Source organism: Enterobacter sp. K16B, from assembly GCF_020216105.1.
GTDB classification, from domain to species: domain Bacteria; phylum Pseudomonadota; class Gammaproteobacteria; order Enterobacterales; family Enterobacteriaceae; genus Enterobacter; species Enterobacter sichuanensis.
In genome coordinates this window covers 1-21,658 of sequence record NZ_JAIWJZ010000073.1, presented here as the reverse complement: position 1 = coordinate 21,658, position 21,658 = coordinate 1, and the positions used below count along the sequence as shown (strand labels likewise).

The following is a 21,658-nucleotide window of genomic DNA, read 5'->3' as shown; positions in this document are numbered from 1 at the left end:
TACCCGGCATGATATTAAAACGTTTCCCAGTTCGCTTCAGACGCAGCCGCGACGGGCTGCGCTTTAGGCACGTAGGTTTTTACCGGTGCCGTTTTGACCGCCTGGTTGCGGATGATTTTAAACACCGCCACCGCATCGTTCAGACGAGCAGCCTGGTCTTCAAGCGCGGCAGCCGCGGCCGCAGACTCTTCCACCAGCGAGGCGTTCTGCTGGGTCACGCGGTCCATCTCGGCTACCGCCTGGCCCACCTGGTCGATACCGCGGCTCTGCTCGTCAGAAGCCGAGGCAATTTCACCCATGATGTCGGTCACGCGGGTAACCGCATTAACGATCTCAGCCATCGTGGCTCCGGCTTCATTAACCAGCTGCGAGCCGGCGTTTACGCGCTCGCCGGAATCATCGATCAGCGCTTTGATCTCTTTCGCCGCCTGAGCGCTGCGCTGAGCCAGGGTACGCACTTCACCGGCCACCACCGCAAAGCCACGCCCCTGCTCACCTGCGCGTGCCGCTTCCACCGCCGCGTTCAACGCCAGGATATTAGTCTGGAAGGCAATACCGTCGATCACGTTAGTAATTTGCGCGATTTTACTGGAGCTGGTGGCGATCTCTTCCATGGTACGTACAACGCCTTCGACCACGTTTCCGCCCTTCTTCGCTGTTGAAGAGGCATCCAGCGCCAGACGGGAAGCCTGACGCGCGTTATCGGCGTTCTGCTTCACGGTTGCCGTCAGCTGTTCCATGCTGGCTGCCGTCTCTTCCAGGGAAGCAGCCTGCTGTTCGGTACGGGAAGAGAGATCGTTACTGCCGGCAGAAATTTCACCGGCACCAGTGTAAATGGTATCGGCCCCTTCTCGCACCACGCCCACGGTGTTCGCCAGTGAGGTTTGCATCTCCTGCACGTTGCGCGCCAGAATCGCCATTTCATTGTTACCGTCTGCCTGAATCGGCTGGGTCAAATCCCCTGCCGCAATGGCACGGATATGGTTGATGACCTCTTCCAGCGGCAGCAGCAGCACGCGGCGCATGGCTACCCAGCTGGAAATAATCACCACAATCACCAGCAACATCACCGCAGAGAGGATCCACAGGATGCGCTTGTAATCACTTTCATTATCCTGAATGCCTTTATCTGTCAGCGCAGCCTGCGCTTCACGCCATTCACGATAAACCGTCTGCATCGCGTTTTGTTTTTGCTCCGCATTCTGCTTAAACATATCTTCCAGATTGCCCTGGCTCAGCAGAACGTTCATTTGCGTCAGCGTCGCGGAGTATATGCGGTACTGCTCTTCAAGCCTGTTCGCCAGGTTTTCATCCAGCCCCGGGGTATTCGGCAAGGCATAATATTTATCGTAATGGACCTGCGCTTCCGCCAGCAGGTTTTTCGCCGTGTTCACCAGCTCATTTAACTGCCCGCCGTTAATCTGCGAGGCCATGCTGCTTTGCAGGCGCAGCATCCCGCGGTTCAGGGTGACGCGCGCCTGGTTCAGGCTGATCCACGCGTCGGTAAACTCCGCCACATTTTTGCTGGAAAGCTGCGACACGGTGAAGTTGTCTTTATCGTTATTCAGCGCGTTGATAAAGATACCGGCAGAAATCACTTGCATGATGCCGAGCACAAGCAGCACCGAAATGAGAAGGGTAATGACTTTTATACGTTTAAACATGCGTAGCCTTTGTTATATGCAGGTTTGTCTGACGTGGATCTATCGGCAGGCGCGGCGGGTTGTTTACTGTTTCTCCACTTTTAAAAAGTTTCTAAAGGATTTTCCCGAGCCCATTCAGGGAGTTAAAAGAGCTATTTTTTTGTGATCTGCATCGCATTTTCACCCTTCCCTCCTAAGGGTTATAGCGCCACCATAAAGATGCATTTAAAATGCAATTTATATTATTGATGACGAGGTAACTCCTATGGCCTTTCGCGACCAACCCCTTGGCGAGCTGGCGCTCTCCATTCCTCGCGCTTCTGCGCTGTTCCGTAAATACGATATGGATTACTGCTGCGGCGGTAAACAAACCCTGGCGCGTGCGGCTTCGCGCAAGGCGCTGGACGTTGAGGTGATTGAAGCAGAGCTGGCACAGCTGGCCGAGCAGCCTGTCGACAAGGACTGGCGCGCCGCCCCGCTTGCGGAAATCATTGACCATATCATCAAACGTTACCATGACCGTCATCGCGAACAACTGCCGGAACTGATCCTGCAGGCGACCAAAGTGGAACGCGTTCATGCCGACAAACCTTCCGTACCCCGCGGCCTGGCGAAATACCTGACCCTGCTGCACGAAGAGCTCTCCAGCCACATGATGAAAGAGGAGCAGATCCTCTTCCCGATGATAAAACAGGGAATGGGCAGTCAGGCGATGGGGCCCATCAGCGTGATGGAAAGCGAACATGATGAGGCGGGCGAACTGCTGGAGGTGATCAAGCACACCACCCACAACGTCACCCCGCCACCGGAAGCATGCACCACATGGAAAGCGATGTATAACGGCATTAACGAGATGATCGATGACCTGATGGACCACATCAGTCTGGAGAATAACGTTCTGTTCCCGCGGGCATTAGCGGGGGAATAAAAAAGCCCGGTGCCGCTAGCGCTTACCGGGCCTACAACGTCCTCGAACGTAGGCCGGGTAAGCGTCAGCGCCACCCGGCAACATGCTTACCGCATGCCTGCCATCCGTTTCTTACCGATAAACATCCAGCCCAGCCCCAGCGCGATAAACCACAGCGGCGTGACGATCAGTGCCTGACGGGTATCATCTTCCAGCGTCAGCAGAACCAGTACGAACACGAAGAACGCCATGCACACCCAGCACATCAGCTTGCCCAGCGGCATTTTGTAGATTGATTTTTCATGCAGGTGTGGACGCTGCTTGCGGTACACCAGGTATGAACACAGGATGATGGTCCAGACGAACATGAACAGGATCGCAGAGACCGTCGTGATCATGGTAAACGCGCCAATCACGCTTGGGTTCACGTAGAGCATTACCACGCCGCCCAGCAGGCACATGCAGGAGAAGGTCAGCCCTTTCGCCGGTACCGCACGTTTAGACAGCTTAGCAAACGCGCTCGGCGCCACGCCTTCCTGCGCCAGACCAAACAGCATACGGCTGGTAGAGAACACGCCGCTGTTGGCCGACGAGGCCGCAGAAGTCAGCACCACGAAGTTAATCAGGCTCGCGGCAGCAGGCAGACCCACCAGCACGAACAGCTCAACGAACGGGCTCTTGCTTGGCACCACTGAACTCCACGGCGTCACAGACATAATGATGATCAGCGCGAAGACATAGAACATGATGATACGCACCGGAATGGAGTTGATTGCGCGCGGCAGTGATTTCTCCGGATCTTTGGTTTCCGCAGCGGTCGTACCGACAAGCTCAATCCCCACAAAGGCGAACACCGCGATCTGGAAGCCCGCAAAGAAGCCACTGATGCCTTTCGGGAACCAGCCCCCATCATTCCACAGATGGGTGAACGATGCCTGAACACCGGTTGGGGACTGGAAGTGCGTCAGCACCATCACCAGACCCACCACGATGAGTCCGACAATCGCCACGATCTTGATCATCGCGAACCAGAACTCCATCTCACCGAACATTTTAACGGTGGCCAGGTTGAGGCTCAGCAGCAGCACAATGACTGCCAGCGAGGCCACCCAGTCCGACAGTCCCGGGAACCAGAACTGCGCGTAAGCCGTGATCGCCACGACATCCGCCATACCGGTCACAACCCAGCAGAACCAGTAGGTCCAGCCGGTGAAATAGCCTGCCCACGGCCCGAGCAGGTCAGAAGCAAAGTCGCTGAAGGATTTGTATTCGAGGTTCGAGAGCAGCAATTCACCCATTGCACGCATCACGAAGAACAGCATAAAACCGATAATCATATACACAAATATGATTGACGGTCCGGCGAGACTGATGGTTTTGCCTGACCCCATAAACAGCCCGGTACCGATGGCACCCCCAATGGCAATAAGCTGAATATGACGGTTTGTGAGATTGCGCCGTAGCGACTGTTCAGACGACGCCTCTTCGTCGGCGACGACTTTGACCTGATCTACCATGTGATATTTTCCTGTTTATGCCTGTCTGTGTTGTTAAGGCTCTTCTGGCCTTTAAATACGTCAAAAGATGACGTTCCCCGTGTAAGGGCTAATCGATATTAGGTAAGAATCGGCGGGATGAACACTATGATTTAGATATTATGTTAACAATATGTTGAAAGTGAGTGTCATATCACTCATACAGCGCGAAACAGCTCACAAAAATACACGCAACAGTTTCGTTTGCAAGATAAAATATTGATTACGTCGTAACTATAGGTTTTAACACTATTTTCCCCTCCCCAACCGGGGAGAGGAAATAAGAAAAGTCGATTACAGAATTTCCAGCAGCTCGACTTCAAATACCAGGGTGCTGAATGGCGGGATGGACGCGCCAGCGCCACGTTCACCGTAAGCCAGGTTATGCGGGATAGTCAGTTCCCATTTGGAACCGACTGGCATCAGGGTCAGCGCTTCGATCCAGCCCGCGATAACGCCGTTCACCGGGAACTCAGCCGGTTCGCCGCGCGCGACGGAGCTGTCGAAAACGGTACCGTCGATCAGTTTACCGGTGTAGTGGACGCGAACGTGGTCGGTACGCGCCGGGATTGCGCCGTCGCCCTGATTGATCACGCGGAACTGCAGACCGGACTCGGTGCTGTTCACGCCTTCACGCTCACGGTTCTCTTCGAGATATTTCACACCTTCGGCTGCCATCTCTTCAAAGCGCGCACGACGCACGGCGTCAGCACGTTCGTGGATTTCACGCAGCGCACGGTGTACGACATCGACCGGAACGGCAGGCTGTTTGCCTTCCAGCGCGTCAGCGATACCCGCCACCAGCGCTTCTGGTAACAGACCTTCCAGGCCGGATTCGCTCAGTTGCTGTCCTACCTGCAAGCCGATACCGTAACTTGCCTGCGCTTCGATAGTGTCAAAAGTCGGGGTGGACATGGGTTTTCCTTCCATCACATTTAAAGTAGCGGGCAGCATATCAGCCATGCCCTTATGGGTAAAACTTTGTCTGAAGTTAAGGTGACAAACCGCGACGAAACAGAAACAATAGAGAGAACCAGGATTAATCCCGAACTGATGTCACGGATGTCGGGTTTGCTACGTCGTTCAGGCAGTTAGCAAACTATACTTCGGAGCACAGGATAAAAAAGACGCGGAGCAGGAGGAGTGCCATGCCCGGGCGATTTGAACTGAAACCTACCCTGGCGAAAATCTGGCAAGCGCCGGACAATTTTCGCATCATGGATCCGCTGCCGCCTCTGCATCGCAGAGGGATCATCATTGGCGCGTTGATGGTGATCGTGGGCTTCCTGCTTCCTTCCGGTGGCGATGATGTCGATACCGCGCCCGTCACCCGCAACGCTCAGTTGGACATTCAGTCGCAAACGCGACCGCAGCCTGACGCACAACCCATGCAGACGCAACTCGTCACCCCGTCGAACGATCCGGGTCAGGTCGCACCGGTTGAGCCAGAGCCCATTCAGGATGAACAGCCGCAGGAGCAGGCCGCCACCCCGTCTGCGCCACCGGCACAACAACCCACCGGTATTGAACAGCAGTGGCGTTCCTATCGCGTAGAGCCGGGCAAAACCCTGGCACAGCTGTTCCGCGACCACAACCTGCCGCCGACCGACGTCTATGCCATGGCGCAAGTGGAAGGCGCGGGTAAGCCGCTCAGTAACCTGCAGAACGGGCAGATGGTGCAGATTCGCCAGAATGCCAGCGGTGTGGTGACAGGATTAACGATTGATACCGGCAATGGTCAGCAGGTGCTGTTTACTCGCCAGCCTGACGGCAGTTTTATCCGGGCGCGTTAAAAACCGGTTTCTTTAAAAAGCAAAACGCCGGCGCAAGGCCGGCGTTTCAACGTGAGCAGAGTAAAAAATTACTCAGCTACAACGTTAACAACCAGTTTAGCGAACACTTCGCTGTGAACCTGGAAGTCAACTTCGTGCTCACCAGTGGTACGCAGAACGCCGTTCGGCAGACGAACTTCGCTCTTAGCCACTTTAACGCCTGCTGCAGTAACTGCATCAGCGATATCGCGGGTACCGATGGAACCGAACAGTTTACCTTCGTCGCCAGCTTTGGAAGCGATGGTAACAGTGCCCAGTGCGTTGATTGCTTCAGCGCGAGCATTAGCAGCCGCCAGAACGTCAGCCAGTTTGGCTTCCAGTTCAGCGCGACGTGCTTCGAAAAACTCTACGTTTTTCTTGGTAGCTGGAACAGCTTTACCCTGTGGAACCAGGAAGTTACGAGCGTAGCCCGCTTTAACGTTTACCTGATCACCCAGGCTGCCCAGGTTTGCTACTTTATCAAGCAGAATAACTTGCATTACCTTATCCTCTTAAAGTCGTATTAATGGACCGTGCCCGATTACTGATGACGATCAGTGTACGGCAGCAGGGACAGGTAGCGAGCGCGTTTGATAGCGCGAGCCAGCTGACGCTGATATTTTGCACGAGTACCGGTGATACGGCTTGGGACAATCTTACCGCTTTCGGTGATGTAGTTTTTCAGCGTTGCGATATCTTTATAGTCGATCTCTTGAACGCCTTCCGCGGTGAAACGGCAGAACTTGCGACGACGGAAATAACGTGCCATATGGCTAGTCTCCAGAATCTATCAAATCAATCTGCTCGGCATGCAGAACCATTTTGCTCAGACCGTTCTTTGCCTTGTGGCAAGAAATGAACCCCTGAACGATTACTGCACTACCGACCGTTAAACTGTGAGTAATGGCCTGGTTTTCGTGTCCGCTAACAATAACGGGCATTTGGCACCACGCCTGCCGGTGAAACCCGGCTTCCTCTTGCACAGAACGATGCTCAAGCACGAACTGGCAATGCGGAATTCCTGATGGACTGACCTTTCGAAGGGGAGCCCTGCATACGATGCCGGACAACGCCAGACGGTTGGTCATCAGAAATTACTCTTCAGAATCCCCAGCATCAGAATCATCTGCGGTTTCGTTTGCGAAATCATCGCGACGCTCACGGCGCTCGTCTTTCGCTTTAACCATCGGAGATGCTTCGGTAACTGCGTGTTTAGTACGCATAACCATGCTGCGGATAACGGCATCGTTGAAGCGGAAGTTAGTTTCCAGCTCATCGATCACTTCCTGCGGCGCTTCAACGTTCATCAGAACGTAGTGAGCTTTGTGCAGTTTGTTGATCGGGTAAGCCAGCTGACGGCGGCCCCAGTCTTCCAGACGGTGGATCGTGCCCGCTGCTGCAGTGATTGCACCAGTGTAGCGCTCGATCATACCCGGAACCTGTTCGCTCTGGTCAGGATGGACCATAAAAACGATTTCGTAATGACGCATCGAATTGCTCCTTACGGATTATTCAGCCTCCTGTCTGGGTCAGCCGAGGCCCGGGGAGGCAAGGAACGTGTTAAAGGTCGGCTGAAAAATTGACGCGTTATAATACTTGCGCGCCCCCGGAAACTCAAGCTGATTGCACAAATAATTCGCACAAAGCGTAAAGCTGGTCTAAGTGGGTGATTTAAAATTAATCGCATCAGGAAGCGGTGTTTTTTTGAACAACTGCATCAGAAATGGTCACGCATCCCCGCCGGATGAGTGATTACACTTTAATCAGAGATCACCTGAATTAAAGAAGGAGCATTCCCCTCTCACAGCACGCAGTCGTGGAGCGCAAATCATGAAAAAAATCGCATTAGCCATTATGGCGGCGCTTTTGCTCAGTGCAAACGCGATGGCAGCCATCAAAATAGACGGCCGGCAGGCCAGGAACATGGATGATGTGCAAAGCTTGGGCGTAATCTACATTAATCATAATTTCGCCACTGAAAGTGAAGCAGATCAGGCGCTTAATGAAGAAACCGATGCACAGGGCGCAACCTACTATCACGTCGTTCTGACGCGTGAGCCCGGCAGCAACGGCAATATGCACGCCAGTGCAGATATTTACCGATAACGCTTTAACGCTAGCACCAGGAAAGCCAACAACGAGAACATAGCCATAGTTTACGTTGCCCCCTGCCCGGGGGCTTTTTTTTGTGAATGGCTCTGAAATACCACCGGTTACAACTGTTTTCGGTATTCCAGAGCGCTTATTCACTTCTGCCCGTAATAGGCATTCGGGCCGTGCTTGCGCATGAAATGCTTGTTCATCAGGTAATCATCAATGCCCTGAAGCTGTGGGTTGATGCCGCGGGCAATCCACGCCATGCGTGCCACCTCCTCCATCACGACAGCATTATGTACCGCGTCGTGAGCATCTTTTCCCCAGGCGAACGGACCGTGCTGATAGACCACAATACCTGGCGTATGCAACGGTTCAGTTTCACCCAGCGTATCGATAATCACCTTCCCGGTATTGAGTTCGTACTCCCCTTCCACTTCAGCCTGCGTTAACGCGCGGGTGCAGGGAATGTCGCCAAAGAAGTAGTCCGCATGAGTCGTGCCCAGCGCCGGAATGGCCAGCCCCGCCTGCGCCCAGGCCGTGGCATGGGTCGAGTGGGTATGCACGACGCCGCCCAGTGATGGATAGCGTCGGTACAGCGCCAGATGCGTGGCCGTATCTGAAGAGGGACGCCATTTTCCCTCCACAACCTGTCCGTTGAGATCCACCACCACCATATCGTCAACGGTCATGGTGTCATACGCCACGCCGCTCGGTTTGATCACCACCCGCCCCTGCTCGCGATCGATAGCGCTGACGTTGCCCCAGGTGAACGTAACCAGTCCGTAACGCGGGAGATCCATATTGGCCTCAAAGACCTGCTGTTTGAGCTTAAGCATATTCAGCCTCCAGTAACCCCGCCTGCGCCATGCGCTCGCGCACCCAGTCCCGGGCTTTTGCCACTTCCGCGGCCGGGTCGTCCGACGTTTCACTCCACATCTCAATCAGGTACGGCCCGCAGTAGCCTGTCTGTTTGAGCGTCTGGAAGCACCGTTCAAAATCCACCACCCCGGTGCCGAACGGAACATTTTTGAATACGCCGGGACGGGTATCTTTGACGTGAACCGCCACGATATGCCCGATCCCCGCCTGCAGCTCCATTTGTACGTCGTTATCCCACGCCGACAGATTGCCGATATCAGGATAGAGCTGGAACCACGGGTTGTTCAGGTAATGTGCGTAGCCCAGCGCCTTACTGATGGAGTTCATCAACGGATAATCCATGATCTCCATCGCCAGCGTCACCTGCGCGCGGCTGGCCATCTCGACGCTCTCTTTCAGGCCGTCACGAAAACGACGGCGCGTTTCATCATTGGCTTCCTGGTAGTAAACGTCATACCCGGCGAGCTGAATCACGCGAATGCCAACATCCTGCGCAAAGCGAATGGCTTTACGCATGATCGCCAGCCCCTGCGCACGCACGGCATCATCTTCGCTGCCAAGCGGAAAACGACGGTGGGCGCTGAGGCACATGGAAGGCACGCGCACGCCCGTTTCCGCGATAGCGCTCACCAGCGCCAGACGTTGTACGCGGCTCCAGTCGAGGCGAGAGAGACGCGCGTCCGTCTCATCCACTGACATTTCGACAAAATCGAAATCCAGCTGTTTTGCCAGCTGCAACCGCTCCAGCCAGCACTCCCCCGCAGGGAGTGCCTTTTCATAGATGCCAAGCGGGACCTGTTTTGACAACATACCCGCTCCTTAGCCCCAAAGCTGAGCGATTGAGCGTTTGAACTGACGCGCGGCTTCCACCGGAGAGGCCGCATCACGAATGCTACGCCCCGCAATAAAGACGTGAATCGGGATGCCCTTGAACAGCGGCAGATCTTCCAGCGCCAGACCACCGGTAACGGTCACTTTAAAGCCCATATCCGCCAGGCGTTTAATCGCGCTGATATCCGCATCGCTCCACGCCACGCCTGCGGCCTGGGCATCACGGCTGCGGTGATAAACCACCTGCTGAATGCCAGCCTCGCGCCACGCCTGTGCCTGCTCCCAGGTCCAGAAACCGGTCAGTTCGATCTGCACATCGCCGTTGAACTCTTTTGCCACATCTAGCGCACCTTTCGCGGTGTTGATATCCGCACAGCAGATCACGGTGACCCAGTCAGCGTTAGCTTCGAAGCACATGCGGGAGAGAATTTTTCCGGCGTCAGCAATTTTGGCATCCGCCAGCACGATTTTGTGTGGATAGAGCGCTTTCAGGTCGCGAACGGCGCGAACGCCCTCGCCTACGCACAGAATGGTGCCCACCTCGATGATGTCCACTTCTTCGGCGATCAGACGGGTCGTTTCGTAAGCGTGGGACAACGTCTGGTTATCCAGCGCAACCTGCAACATCGGTAATGACATTTTCAATTCCTCTTAAACGGCCGCCGCTGTGGCGTTATCAATTAAATTCAGAACGTCCTGCGCAGTGCGGCAGGCGCGTAAACGGTCAAAATTCGCTTCGTCATCAAATAGATTAACGATCTGCATGATGCCGACCTCCTGATGGGTGTTGGCATCCACGGCCGCCATGGTGATCAGAATGTCGACCGGGTCGTTATCTTCATGGTTAAACACCAGCGGGGTTTTCAGCGTCACCAGCGCGAAGCCGGTTTTCTTCACACCCTCTTCCGGACGGCCATGCGGCATGGCCAGGCCTGGCGCAATGACAAAGTAAGGGCCGTGCTGGGCCACGCCATCAAGAATGGCCTGGTAATAACGCGGCTCGACTACGTCAGCCTTAACCAGTAAATCCACGCTCAGCTTGACCGCTTCCTGCCAGGTGCTGGCCTCAGCCTGTAAAAGGATGGAGTTATTCTCCGCCAGCGAATCACGTAGTTTCATTGGGCGTCCTTACTTCACGTCTTGGGGGAAGTGTTCTTTGATCACGTCCAGCAGCTTGGGGCCAAAATCCGCTGGCGACAGCATGTTGCGGACGCCCACCACATATTTATTGCCTGACACACTAATTTCACCGGCGATATGGGTAGAGGCGATGATGATATCCGCGCCGTTCAGCTCGCTTTTGTATTCGCCCACTGCACAGCTGTTTACCGTGTGGTCAATGTTGGACTGGGTTAAAAACTGGTCCACTTTCATCTTCATGATCATGGAGCTACCTTGCCCATTGCCACAGACAGCCAGAATACGTACGGTCATAATCGAAACTCCTTAATGAGCAGAAACTTCTGCTGTTTGTTTTTCCGCATCTTCTTCAGCGCGCAGCGCGCGACCCGCGAAGAACATATAAGCCAGAGCAATCAGGATAATGACGGCCATAAAGACCAGTCCGACGGAGGCGAAGCCCTGCATCATCGGTGGGGCCAGAATTGACCAGTCCGCCATGCCCATCCAGGCGCTCATACCGGTGAGCTTGACCGCCCACACGCAACCGAAGATTTCCACCATGCCCATCACCAGGCAGATCTTGAGCGCTGCGCGCCAGCCGCCAAAGTGGTTCGCAAAGACGCCAATGGTGGCGTTGGAGAAGAACATCGGGATAAAGCCAGGAATGATCAGAATGGACGAGCCGCAGCCCACCAGGATGCCCACCGCAATCAGCTGGCCGATGGTGCCCCACATAAAGCCCCAGACCACCGCGTTCGGCGCGAAGCTGTAGATAGCGGCGCAGTCGATGGCCAGCACCGCGCCGGGAATCAGGCGCTGGGAGATCCCGTTGAAGGCTTCCGAGAGCTCAGCAACGAACATACGGACGCCCTGAGTAATGATGAAAATCGCCACCGCGAAGGAGAAACCGGTCTGCAGGATATAGACCGTCCAGTGGGTTTTCCCCGCCATCGCCTGCACCACGTCAATACCGAAGGAGAGCAGAATGGCCCCGAAGAAAATGGTCATCACAATGGCGGTTGAGACGATGTTGTCGTGGAAGATATTCAGCCAGCCCGGCAGCTTAAGATCTTCAACGCTGTCCTCTTTTTTACCCAGGTACGGAGCAACTTTGTAAGCAATCCAGGAGGCAAACTGCTGCTGATGGCCGATGGAGAAGCCACAGCCGTCAGTGACGTCTTGCGTCGGCTTGTACATCATGTTGGAGGTGATCCCCCAGTAGAGCGATACCAGCACGGCCGTGCAGATAATCGTGGTCCACATGGGGTAACCGAAGATATAGAGAGACACCGCGATCAGCCCCGCCTGCTGGAACATGATGTGCCCCGTCAGCATGATGGTGCGAATACCGGTAATACGGCGCAGCAGAACGTAAAGGATGTTCAGCGCCAGCGCGAGCAGAACCGCGTAACCCACCCAGCTGTAGGCATCCCCCATGCGATCGATGGTGGCCATCATTGAGGCGTAGGTATCAGAGATCGCGCCGTTGATACCATACACTTCCGACATTTTCGCCACGACCGGTTTAAAGGTGCTGGTCAGGATGCCAGACCCTGCCTGCAACAGCATGAAGCCGATAATGGTCTTAATCGTGCCTTTGATAATCACGCTCACGCTTTTACGCAGCAGGATATAACCCAGGCACGTCACAATCCCCAGCAGCAGCGGGGCGTTAGTCATTACCTGATTAAAGAAAACGGTAAAGACGTTGTAGAGGATCTCCATAACTCTCTCCAGCAATGAGAACACAAGGGGCAATCCCTGTGAGGTTGGTGTCATCACTCTATTAATCAAAAATAATCACCACAAGATTGCATTTGATTATTTGTGACGTATCCCGCAAATTATTTCCATGCAGTTAGTAATGGCTTTTTCATTCGCATCGAAAAATCAAATTAACCCATATAATTCAATCGATTAATTTTTATCACGAACTCGTTTAACAAGGTGAAAGCGGCAAAACCGTGAAGTAGAACAGATAAAGTTCCGCATTTTCACCATTGCAAAGTGCGTAAAAGGATGCCAGCATTAATCACAACAAATCACAATATGATTACTTTTGATTGAAGCAGGAGTGAAAACGATGAGTAAAGTGAACACCATCACCCGTGAATCATGGATTCTGAGCACCTTCCCGGAATGGGGTAGCTGGCTGAATGAAGAGATCGAGCAGGAAAACGTGGCTCCTGGTACCTTTGCAATGTGGTGGTTGGGTTGCACCGGCATCTGGCTGAAATCAGAGGGTGGCGCGAATATCTGTGTCGATTTCTGGTGCGGCACGGGCAAACAGAGCCACGGCAACCCGCTGATGAAAAAAGGGCATCAGATGCAGCGCATGGCGGGTGTCGAAAAACTACAGCCGAACCTGCGTACGACACCGTTTGTGCTTGATCCCTTTGCGATTCGCCAGATCGATGCCGTGCTCTCCACTCACGATCATAACGATCATATCGACGTGAACGTGGCGGCGGCTGTGATGCAAAACTGCCCTGACAACGTGCCGTTTATCGGGCCGCAGACCTGCGTGGATTTATGGGTCGGCTGGGGAGTGCCAAAAGAGCGTTGCATCGTGATGAAGCCAGGCGACGTGGTGAAAATCAAAGACATTGAAATCCATGCGCTGGATGCCTTTGACCGTACCGCATTGATTACCCTGCCAGCCGATCAAAAGGCCGCGGGCGTTTTGCCAGACGGTATGGATGAGCGTGCAGTCAACTATCTGTTTAAAACCCCTGGCGGTTCCCTCTACCACAGCGGTGACTCTCACTACTCTAATTACTATGCGAAGCACGGTAACGAACATCAGATTGATGTGGCGCTGGGCTCCTACGGCGAGAACCCGCGCGGTATTACTGACAAGATGACCAGCGCCGATATGCTGCGCATGGCGGAAGCACTGAACACCAAAGTGGTGATCCCGTTCCACCATGATATCTGGTCGAATTTCCAGGCCGATCCGCAGGAAATCCGCGTATTGTGGGAGATGAAGAAAGATCGCCTGAAGTATGGCTTCAAGCCGTTCATCTGGCAGGTCGGCGGCAAATTCACCTGGCCGCTGGACAAAGATAATCTCGAATATCACTACCCGCGTGGTTTCGATGATTGCTTCACCATTGAGCCTGACCTGCCATTCAAGTCCTTCCTCTGATTGTGCAGCCGCCTCGCCAGACAGGATGCCTGGCGAGGCCATTTTCTTTTAGTATTTTCAGGCTATTTCAAATATTATCTTTTCAAATCAATTATTATCGGAATAGCTCATGACGGAAGCGCAACGGCATCAAATTCTCCTGGAACTCCTGGCGCAAACAGGGTTCGTCACCGTCGAGAAAGTGATCGAACGTTTAGGGATCTCCCCGGCAACGGCGCGGCGGGATATCAACAAGCTGGACGAAAGCGGCAAACTGAAAAAAGTCCGCAACGGGGCAGAGGCCATCAGCCAGCAGCGCCCTCGCTGGACCCCGATGAATATCCATCAGGCACAAAATCATGATGAAAAAGTGCGAATTGCCAGAGCCGCGTCACAGCTGGTGAATCCCGGCGAGAGTGTGGTCATCAACTGCGGCTCCACGGCGTTTCTGCTGGGTCGCGAAATGTGCGGCAAACCGGTGCAAATCATCACTAATTACTTACCGCTCGCTAACTATCTGATCGATCAGGAGCACGAGAGCGTGGTGATCATGGGCGGCCAGTACAACAAGAGTCAGTCCATTACGCTCAGCCCGCAGGACAGCGAAAACAGTCTCTATGCCGGACACTGGATGTTTACCAGCGGCAAAGGCCTGACCGCGGATGGCCTGTATAAAACCGATATGTTGACCGCCATGGCGGAACAAAACATGCTCAACGTCGTGGGCAAGCTCGTGGTGCTGGTCGACAGCAGCAAAGTGGGCGAGCGCGCAGGAATGTTATTCAGCCGCGCCGAACAGATCGACATGGTGATCACCGGCAAAAGTGCCAACCCGGAAATCCTCCAGAAGCTGGAGGATCAGGGCGTAAAAATCCTGCGCGTTTAAAGGTGCTGGCGGAAAAACGCTACCGTGGCGTCCAGCGCCGTTGGCGTGATGCGGTGGCGGACGCCCGCTTCCCACAGGCACGTCAGATTACCGTCCCGTCCTTCATGCTTTAACGCCTGCTGTAGACGGAAAGTGCCTTCGGGTGGTACCACATCATCCGCATCACCGTGCCACAGCAGCAGCGGGCGATCGGCCAGACGTGGCAATGCCCGGGTCACCTCCCACTCTGCCAGCGTCGCCGTCACTTCCGCGACATCCTGAGGGGGGAAAAGCGTCTTCGCCAGCGACGTAAAATAGCCCGAGCCCATCAGACAGGCGACGGACGTCACGTCAGGATGATGCGTCATAATCCCCAGCGCGGCCATCCCCCCCATCGACGCCCCGGCCACGGCCAGTCGATTGTCGGCCACCAGCCCGGCCGCATAAAGCGCATCACGCAACCCGGCAAACTCGGTCAAACTGCCGTGCAGAATGTGCCAGAACCGCCCAAGCCGCGCCTGTTCATCGCCCGTGAAGCGTGCGCCGTGGTCGGGGGCATCCGGCATCACTACCCGAAACCCCGCCTGCGCCAGCGCCACTGCAAAATAACTGTAAACCAGCTTTGATGACGTAAACCCGTGATAGAAAACGACAACCGGTAGCGGTTTATCACGTTTGCCCGCGGGCGTCGCGTGTAAAATCTCGTGGTCGCCGAGGTGGCGTATTTCAATTTCAATCATTGTCGACCCTCTGCGAATGTATGATTCATAATGTTGAGAACTGGGTTACGCTTTCACGTCATTTTCATTCGAAATATACGTCCCAGCTAACACTTCGGGAACATTCCCCCGCAAACTCAATTCACAGACAACTACACTATGGCTATCAGGAAACGAGATATGGTTATGCGCAGGTTTGCTGCTTTATTGCTGGTGTTTCTGCTCAGTGGCTGTAGCGCGCTGCAGGGTACGCCGCAACCCGCTCCACCGGTCGCCGATCATCCACAGGAGATTCGTCGTAATCAGACGGAAGGATTACAACGAATGGGCACCGTCTCCGCGCTGGTTCGCGGTTCTCCGGATGACGCAGAAGAGGCAATAAAAGCACAAGCCGTCGCCGCCAAAGCAGATTACTACGTCATCATTATGATCGACGAAACCATCATAACGGGACAGTGGTACTCACAGGCAATTTTGTACCGTAAATAATGGTTTTCCTTTGAACGACATTTACACTGCTTTGCGTCCATAGACATTTTCCTGTCCACAATAAACTCCACGACCGCGTCAATGGAAGGGAGTTTATTCGCGAAGGATTGCCCGGCGGATACCGGAGATATGTGAAATGGAGCTGACGATGAAACGAACTCTTGCTTTGACCTCTCTGTTGCTCTCAGCAGGCCTGGTGAGCACAACCGCGCAGTCGGCAGAATTCGCCAGTGCTGATTGTGTGACTGGCCTGAATGAAATTGGCCAGATCTCCGTGAATAATATCTCGGGGAGCCCGCAGGACGTTGAACGTGTCGTGGCATTAAAGGCCGATGAGCAGGGTGCTTCCTGGTATCGCATCATCCAGATGCAGGAAGATAACCATATTGACCACTGGCGGGTACAGGCCATTCTCTACGTATAATCCCCTCCTGATAAAAGCCACTTATTTTTAGTGGCTTTTCGTTTTTGCAAATTTTTTATCTCCGATAAAACCAATTAACAACAATAAAATAACATTTTGTTACACTAATTTAGTAAACGTAATCTCTGCTCTGCCGTTGAAGAACCATACTTTTTCAATAATGAGCAATTTATGATCACTGTTTTTCGCCGTGCAGGCCTGGGGGCGAAGCTATCGCTACTTACAGGCGTCAGTGTCGCCACGCTATTTCTGCTGTTCACTTTTCTGCTCAGCCAAAAAGCCAGCCAGCAGCTTGAAGCCCTTGCGGTAGAGGATCTGCATAATCAGTCCACCGGTATGGTCGACATGGTGCAGATGTTTAACACCAGCCTGAGTGAAGAAGTGGAGAGCTATACCCGGCTGTTTACCACCTTTTTACCGCAGCCTCTGAGCATTGATGCTTCTCAACCCCAGATAATTAATGGGCTCAGCGTTCCACTGCTGAAAGGGGGAGAAACCGGACTGCATGAAAACAACACCCTGTCGGACGATTTCCTGAACCGTACAGGCGCCATTTCCACGCTATTTGTACGCAGCGGTAATGACTTTGTCCGCGTCGCCACGTCCCTGCGCAAAGAGAATGGCGATCGGGCGATGGGTACCGTTCTGGATGCCTCCAGTCCGGCCTTTGCCGCCGTTAACAAAGGTGAAGTCTACCGCGGCCTGGCCCTGTTATTTGGCAAGCGCTACATCACTCAGTACCAGCCGGTTAAAAATGCCGAAGGGCAGGTCATTGCGATTGTCTTTGTCGGGGTGGACATCTCTCACTCATGGAACGTCATGCGCGAGAAAATCCTGAACCGCCGCCTGGGCGAGAGCGGTCATTTCTTTGTGCTGGATCGCAGCAACGGCAAAACCCGCGGGCAATATCTGTTCCACACCACGGAAGAGGGGCAATTGCCCAGGTGGGACGTCGCGACGCAGCAACAGCTGCTGGGTGACAAACCTGGCACGCTGGAACGCACAAGCGACGATGGACGCACGCTGAAAATGGCGTACACCCCGCTGCCAGGCTGGAACTGGACTATCGTGGGTGAAGTGGATAAATCGGTGCTGCTCGCAAGCGTCAACGCCATGCGCGACCGTTTCCTGCTGGCTGGCGTGGTCTTATCCATTCTCTTTGCAGCTCTGTTCGTGGTGCTTATTCGCCGGATGCTGACCCGGCCGCTGCGCAACGTGATCCATCTTGCCCGGCAATATGCCGCGGGCGATCCCCGCTCCAGCCTGCCCGTGACACGCCAGGACGAGGTCGGGCAGTTGATCGATGCCATCAACGGCATCGGCGGCGGCCTGCAAAAAATTGTGCTGCAGGTTCGCGAAGCTGCAAGTGAGATCCATTTGGGCACCAACGCGCTGGCCTCCGATACCGGGGAGATTTCAGAGCAGATCAACAAGCAGGCGAGCAGCGTGGAAGAGACCTCCGCCAGCATGGAGCAACTGGCCGCGACCGTACAGCAAAATGCCGCCAATATGGAGCAAACGCAGCAGCTGGTGGGTGAAACCTCGCTCGCGGTCCATCAGGGTGGCGAAACCGTCGCCCACGCCGTGTCGACCATGGATGACATTCGCGAAGCGTCAAAACGCATTGAAGACATCACCCGCGTGATCGAGTCCATCGCTTTTCAGACCAATATTCTGGCGCTGAATGCGGCAGTGGAAGCGGCCCGCGCTGGCGAGCACGGTAAAGGGTTTGCGGTCGTCGCGCAGGAAGTTCGTGCCGTGGCGGGGCGTAGTGCGAATGCAGTGAAGGAGATTGAACAGCTGATTGGCGATACCCTCAGGAAAGTGAGCGAGGGTCACGCGCTGTCTGAACAGACGCGCCTGGCGATGGATGCCATCATCGTTCATATCGATAACATCAGCCAGCTGGTCACCGAGATTAACCATGCCTCACGCGAGCAATCCGCGGGGATCGGTCAGGTGAATCTCGCCATGACCCATATTGGCGAAGCGTCGCATATCAATGCCGATCGCATCTCACGCAGCGAACAAACCGCACAAACGCTGCGCGAGAAGGGCTCACATCTGACCGAACTGGTGAGTCTGTTCCAGCTTAAAAACTAGCCAACCCTGCCCGTGGCACGCAGCAGCAGGTCACTTTGTACCTGCTCGCTCATCAGCGTACCGCCGCGGGTATCCAGCATCATGCGGCACCACGCCTGCGCCACCGGGGGCGACGCGTGCCGCAGCATTTGGCTACCGGCGCCCAGTAAAAAGAGCTGTTGAGCAATCTCCCTGCCCTGTGCCTCCTGCGGCTTACGCAGTTTTTGCTGAAGCTGTCGCCAGCTGCGGTCGAAGTGTCTGTCCTGCCCTTTTACCTGCGCAAACTCATCGGCAAGCAGGTCGTGAATTCCCGGCTGCTTCGCCAGCACCCGCAGCACGTCCAGACACATGATATTGCCTGACCCTTCCCAGATGCTGTTCACCGGCATCTCGCGGTACAGACGGGGAAGTTCACTCTCCTCGCAATATCCGACGCCCCCCAGCACCTCCATCGCTTCCGCCACAAACGGAATGCCCGCTTTACACACGCTAAATTTCGCCGCCGGGGTAAACAGCCGCGCCCAGGCAGCCTCCTGCGGATCGGCGCTTTTATCCCACGCCCGGGCCAGACGGAACAGCAGCGCCGTTTGCCCCTCCAGCATCAGCGCCATTCGGCTCAATATCTCGCGCATTAACGGCTGGTCGATGAGGTTTTTGCCGAACGTCTGCCGCTGATGGGCGTGATACAGCGCCACCGAGAGCGCCCGACGCATCAGTCCGTGGCTCCCCAGCGCGCAGTCAAAGCGCGTCAGCCCGCCCATTTTCAGTATCTGCCGAACCCCTTCGCCCTCTTCCCCCAGTAGCCAGCCGGAGGCGTCGAGAAACTCTGCCTCGCTGCTGGCATTCGAGCGGTTGCCGAGCTTGTCCTTAAGGCGCTCCAGCCGCACGGCATTGCGCTGTCCGTCAGGCAAAAAGCGCGGAACAAAAAAGCAGGATAGCCCGCCTTTTGCCTGCGCCAGCACCAGATGGGCATCGCTTTGCGGGACGGAGAAAAACCATTTATGCCCCACCAGCCGGTAGCTGCCGTCGCTACATTTCTCCGCTTTGGTGGTGTTGCTGAGCACGTCTGAGCCGCCCTGTTTTTCCGTCATCCCCATGCCGATCAGCAGCCCGCGTTTTTGTCCCGCCGGAGCGAGATGGGGATCGTAGCGATCGCTCAGTAATGGCGTCAGCCAGTGCCGGAAAGGTTCAGGTAGCGCCTGCTGCAGCAGCGGTGTGGCGGCAAACGTCATGGTGACGGGGCACAGCGTTCCGGCTTCCACCTGCGCATGCAGGACAAATCGCGCGGCCCTGGCAACAAAGGAGCCTTTACGCGCCTCCTCTTCCCATGCGAGGTTATGTACGCGGTTGGCACACAGTCCCTGCATCAGCAAGTGCCACGCCGGGTGAAAGCGGACGTCATCCAGCCGTTCCCCGGTGGGGTCATAGCGCAATAACTCCGGCGGATTCACGTTCGCCAGCCTGCCCAGCTCCAGCGATTCCGCAGTACCTAACTGCTGGCCGATGCTGGCGAGAAGCTCGATATCCCACTCAGCACCTTCGCGGGTCACCGCGTCACGCAGGGCACAATCAGAAAGGAAAAGGTTGCTGTTTGAGAGTGGTGAAGGTTGATTAAAAACGGTATGGGTTTGCCAGTGCATGCTGTTTCCCTCCTTCAGTGGCAATGAAGGTAAGTATGGACAGACCCCGATAACGCTGCATGGGAGTGCGGTCACACAGTAGCGATCCCGCTGATATCATTCGTGAAATAGCTCACATAACATAAGAATAAACTATTTCACCACCTCTTCTTTGTTGAATAATTTATTCCCCCCTTTCAGTGAGGAAAGTTATGCAACCGAATGCGCACAAGCGAGCATTAATTGCAGGCTCCATTGGTAATTTTATCGAGTGGTATGAGTTTGCGGTCTATGGTTTTCTCGCAACCGTCATTGCGAAGAATTTCTTCCAGCTTGAAGGCGAAGCGGGGCTGACCAGCCTGATCCTCACCTACGCCTCGTTTGCCATCGCTTTCTTCTTCCGTCCGCTGGGAGCGGTGGTGTTTGGTCGCATCGGCGACCGGATTGGCCGAAAGCCGACGCTGATTATTGTGCTGGTGTTGATGACCCTCGCCACCGCCGCCATTGGTATGGTCCCGGTCTATGCCAGCATTGGCATTGCCGCGCCGCTCATTATCACGCTCCTGCGCATCCTGCAGGGGTTGTTCGCGGGCGGCGAGTACGGCGGTGCGGTCTCACTGATGACGGAGTTCGCCCCGCGCGGCAAACGCGGCCTGTACGGCGCGTGGCAGTCCTTCACCGTGGCGCTGGGCTTGTTAGCGGGCGCAGGCATTGTGGCGCTGCTCTCCGCCCTCCTCACGCCGGAAGCCCTGCATGACTGGGGCTGGCGCATTCCATTCTTCCTGGCGTTGCCTATGGGTATCGTGGCGCTGTGGCTGCGTGTCAGTATGGAAGAGACGCCAGGCTTTGTGCAGCAGCAGGGAAAACCGATTGCCGCTCAGGCGGATACCCTCGCCACGCTGAAAGCCATCATGTTGGGAATTGGCCGGGTAATGGTGTGGTCCGCAGCGGGGTACACCTATCTGGTGATTATGCCGACCTATCTGCAGTCAGCCCTGCATACCGGGTTTAACCAGGCGCTGCTGATCGCGGTAATTTCGAATATCGGTTTTGCGCTGACGATTATTCCGTCAGGGATCCTGAGCGACAGAATTGGCCGCCGCACGGTGATGATTATCGCCACTGTTTTGCTGCTGATCCTCGCCCTGCCGCTGCTGAAAATTCTGCAGGCGGAGTCCAGCACCCTGGCGGTGAAGACAGTCGTGGTCCTGATTGCAGGCGGTCTGGTAGGCATGCTGGCAGGGCCGGGGCCGGCAATGCTCTCTGAGATGTTCCCGACGCGCGTGCGCTATACCGGGCTTGGGCTGGCTTACTCCCTGTCGAATGCAATTTTCTCGGGCTGTGCGGGGCTGATTATCACCGGGCTGATTAAAGAAACGGGCAACCTGAATATTCCGGCGTATTACGTGATGGCGACGGCGGTAGTGAGTATTGTCGCGCTGATGACGCTGAGGAAGGATGACCATTTGCGGTCGTTAGAGGAGTGAGGTTGTTTTGCCGGGTGGCGG

General features: G+C 55.1%; 24 protein-coding genes. 9 read left to right on the top strand and 15 right to left on the bottom strand.

Features of this window, described 5'->3' with window-relative positions; translation table 11 throughout:
* Positions 1-14: 14 nt before the first annotated feature.
* A complete protein-coding gene (locus LDK53_RS14405; protein ID WP_047957605.1) occupies positions 15-1,664 on the bottom strand; it encodes a methyl-accepting chemotaxis protein in 1,650 nt (549 codons plus the stop codon).
* A gap of 244 nt (positions 1,665-1,908) precedes the next feature.
* On the opposite strand from LDK53_RS14405, the gene ytfE reads away from it, so the two are divergent.
* The gene (gene ytfE / locus LDK53_RS14400; RefSeq protein WP_225287447.1) at positions 1,909-2,571 is read left to right on the top strand and encodes an iron-sulfur cluster repair protein YtfE; all 663 of its coding nucleotides are present in this window, start codon (positions 1,909-1,911) and stop codon (positions 2,569-2,571) included.
* Between the two features lie 86 nt (positions 2,572-2,657).
* Here the strand turns inward: ytfE and cycA are convergent, their stop codons facing one another.
* Both cycA and fklB read right to left on the bottom strand, forming a co-directional pair.
* A complete protein-coding gene (gene cycA / locus LDK53_RS14395) occupies positions 2,658-4,067 on the bottom strand; it encodes a D-serine/D-alanine/glycine transporter (RefSeq protein ID WP_008502891.1) in 1,410 nt (469 codons plus the stop codon).
* Positions 4,068-4,379: 312 nt separating this feature from the next.
* On the bottom strand, positions 4,380-5,000 hold the full coding sequence (gene fklB / locus LDK53_RS14390) for an FKBP-type peptidyl-prolyl cis-trans isomerase (RefSeq protein ID WP_225287446.1): 621 nt from the start codon (positions 4,998-5,000) through the stop codon (positions 4,380-4,382).
* A 233-nt stretch (positions 5,001-5,233) separates the two neighbouring features.
* On the opposite strand from fklB, the gene LDK53_RS14385 reads away from it, so the two are divergent.
* Entirely contained in the window at positions 5,234-5,878 is a 645-nt protein-coding gene (locus tag LDK53_RS14385) for an OapA family protein (RefSeq protein ID WP_045284427.1), read from the top strand.
* A gap of 68 nt (positions 5,879-5,946) precedes the next feature.
* On the opposite strand, the gene rplI is transcribed toward LDK53_RS14385, so the two are convergent.
* From rplI to rpsF, 4 genes are read right to left on the bottom strand one after another with little or no spacing between them, the layout of a single operon-like run.
* The gene (gene rplI, locus LDK53_RS14380; RefSeq protein ID WP_003856039.1) at positions 5,947-6,396 is read right to left on the bottom strand and encodes a 50S ribosomal protein L9; all 450 of its coding nucleotides are present in this window, start codon (positions 6,394-6,396) and stop codon (positions 5,947-5,949) included.
* Positions 6,397-6,437: 41 nt separating this feature from the next.
* Positions 6,438-6,665 (bottom strand): 30S ribosomal protein S18, encoded by a 228-nt coding sequence (gene rpsR / locus LDK53_RS14375; RefSeq protein ID WP_000135199.1) that lies wholly within the window; start codon positions 6,663-6,665, stop codon positions 6,438-6,440.
* Between the two features lie 4 nt (positions 6,666-6,669).
* Positions 6,670-6,984, bottom strand: coding sequence for a primosomal replication protein N (gene priB / locus LDK53_RS14370; RefSeq protein WP_025758284.1), 315 nt, complete (start codon positions 6,982-6,984; stop codon positions 6,670-6,672).
* A 6-nt stretch (positions 6,985-6,990) separates the two neighbouring features.
* Positions 6,991-7,386, bottom strand: coding sequence for a 30S ribosomal protein S6 (gene rpsF, locus LDK53_RS14365; RefSeq protein ID WP_025758283.1), 396 nt, complete (start codon positions 7,384-7,386; stop codon positions 6,991-6,993).
* Positions 7,387-7,726: 340 nt separating this feature from the next.
* Between rpsF and yjfY the strand changes: the two genes are divergently transcribed.
* Entirely contained in the window at positions 7,727-8,002 is a 276-nt protein-coding gene (yjfY, locus tag LDK53_RS14360) for a DUF1471 family protein YjfY (protein WP_025758282.1), read from the top strand.
* A gap of 140 nt (positions 8,003-8,142) precedes the next feature.
* On the opposite strand, the gene LDK53_RS14355 is transcribed toward yjfY, so the two are convergent.
* The 6 genes from LDK53_RS14355 to ulaA are packed head-to-tail and all read right to left on the bottom strand — an operon-like array spanning position 8,143 to position 12,550.
* Entirely contained in the window at positions 8,143-8,829 is a 687-nt protein-coding gene (locus tag LDK53_RS14355; protein ID WP_059385657.1) for an L-ribulose-5-phosphate 4-epimerase, read from the bottom strand.
* The gene (locus tag LDK53_RS14350; RefSeq protein ID WP_225287445.1) at positions 8,822-9,682 is read right to left on the bottom strand and encodes an L-ribulose-5-phosphate 3-epimerase; all 861 of its coding nucleotides are present in this window, start codon (positions 9,680-9,682) and stop codon (positions 8,822-8,824) included. Before LDK53_RS14350 ends, LDK53_RS14355 begins: the two co-directional genes overlap by 8 nt.
* A 9-nt stretch (positions 9,683-9,691) precedes the next feature.
* Positions 9,692-10,342: a 3-keto-L-gulonate-6-phosphate decarboxylase UlaD gene (ulaD, locus tag LDK53_RS14345; protein ID WP_025758278.1), complete on the bottom strand. Its 651-nt coding sequence runs from the start codon at positions 10,340-10,342 to the stop codon at positions 9,692-9,694.
* 12 nt (positions 10,343-10,354) lie between these two features.
* Positions 10,355-10,822, bottom strand: a complete 468-nt coding sequence (ulaC, locus tag LDK53_RS14340; RefSeq protein WP_225287444.1) for a PTS ascorbate transporter subunit IIA — start codon at positions 10,820-10,822, stop codon at positions 10,355-10,357.
* Positions 10,823-10,831: 9 nt separating this feature from the next.
* Positions 10,832-11,137: a PTS ascorbate transporter subunit IIB gene (gene ulaB, locus LDK53_RS14335; protein WP_025758276.1), complete on the bottom strand. Its 306-nt coding sequence runs from the start codon at positions 11,135-11,137 to the stop codon at positions 10,832-10,834.
* 12 nt (positions 11,138-11,149) lie between these two features.
* Entirely contained in the window at positions 11,150-12,550 is a 1,401-nt protein-coding gene (gene ulaA, locus LDK53_RS14330; protein ID WP_095441960.1) for a PTS ascorbate transporter subunit IIC, read from the bottom strand.
* Positions 12,551-12,908: 358 nt separating this feature from the next.
* Between ulaA and ulaG the strand changes: the two genes are divergently transcribed.
* Positions 12,909-13,973, top strand: a complete 1,065-nt coding sequence (gene ulaG / locus LDK53_RS14325; protein WP_047957597.1) for an L-ascorbate 6-phosphate lactonase — start codon at positions 12,909-12,911, stop codon at positions 13,971-13,973.
* 109 nt (positions 13,974-14,082) lie between these two features.
* Positions 14,083-14,838: an HTH-type transcriptional regulator UlaR gene (gene ulaR, locus LDK53_RS14320; RefSeq protein WP_225287443.1), complete on the top strand. Its 756-nt coding sequence runs from the start codon at positions 14,083-14,085 to the stop codon at positions 14,836-14,838.
* On the opposite strand, the gene yjfP is transcribed toward ulaR, so the two are convergent.
* Complete coding sequence (gene yjfP / locus LDK53_RS14315) at positions 14,835-15,557, bottom strand: esterase (RefSeq protein ID WP_059385654.1); 723 nt, start codon at positions 15,555-15,557, stop codon at positions 14,835-14,837. The two genes, ulaR and yjfP, sit on opposite strands and share 4 nt — an antisense overlap.
* Positions 15,558-15,695: 138 nt before the next feature.
* Here yjfP and bsmA point away from each other — a divergent pair, with 138 nt between their 5' ends.
* The 3 genes from bsmA (at position 15,696) to LDK53_RS14300 (ending at position 18,552) form a co-directional block, all read left to right on the top strand.
* The gene (bsmA, locus tag LDK53_RS14310) at positions 15,696-16,025 is read left to right on the top strand and encodes a biofilm peroxide resistance protein BsmA (protein WP_025758271.1); all 330 of its coding nucleotides are present in this window, start codon (positions 15,696-15,698) and stop codon (positions 16,023-16,025) included.
* A gap of 136 nt (positions 16,026-16,161) precedes the next feature.
* Positions 16,162-16,449, top strand: a complete 288-nt coding sequence (gene yjfN / locus LDK53_RS14305) for a DUF1471 family protease activator YjfN (protein ID WP_021240708.1) — start codon at positions 16,162-16,164, stop codon at positions 16,447-16,449.
* Between the two features lie 171 nt (positions 16,450-16,620).
* Positions 16,621-18,552 (top strand): methyl-accepting chemotaxis protein, encoded by a 1,932-nt coding sequence (locus LDK53_RS14300; protein WP_225287442.1) that lies wholly within the window; start codon positions 16,621-16,623, stop codon positions 18,550-18,552.
* Here the strand turns inward: LDK53_RS14300 and LDK53_RS14295 are convergent.
* A complete protein-coding gene (locus tag LDK53_RS14295) occupies positions 18,549-20,171 on the bottom strand; it encodes an isovaleryl-CoA dehydrogenase (protein WP_225287441.1) in 1,623 nt (540 codons plus the stop codon). The genes LDK53_RS14300 and LDK53_RS14295 overlap by 4 nt on opposite strands.
* 191 nt (positions 20,172-20,362) lie before the next feature.
* On the opposite strand from LDK53_RS14295, the gene LDK53_RS14290 reads away from it, so the two are divergent.
* The gene (locus tag LDK53_RS14290) at positions 20,363-21,637 is read left to right on the top strand and encodes an MFS transporter (RefSeq protein ID WP_225287440.1); all 1,275 of its coding nucleotides are present in this window, start codon (positions 20,363-20,365) and stop codon (positions 21,635-21,637) included.
* Positions 21,638-21,658: the final 21 nt, after the last annotated feature.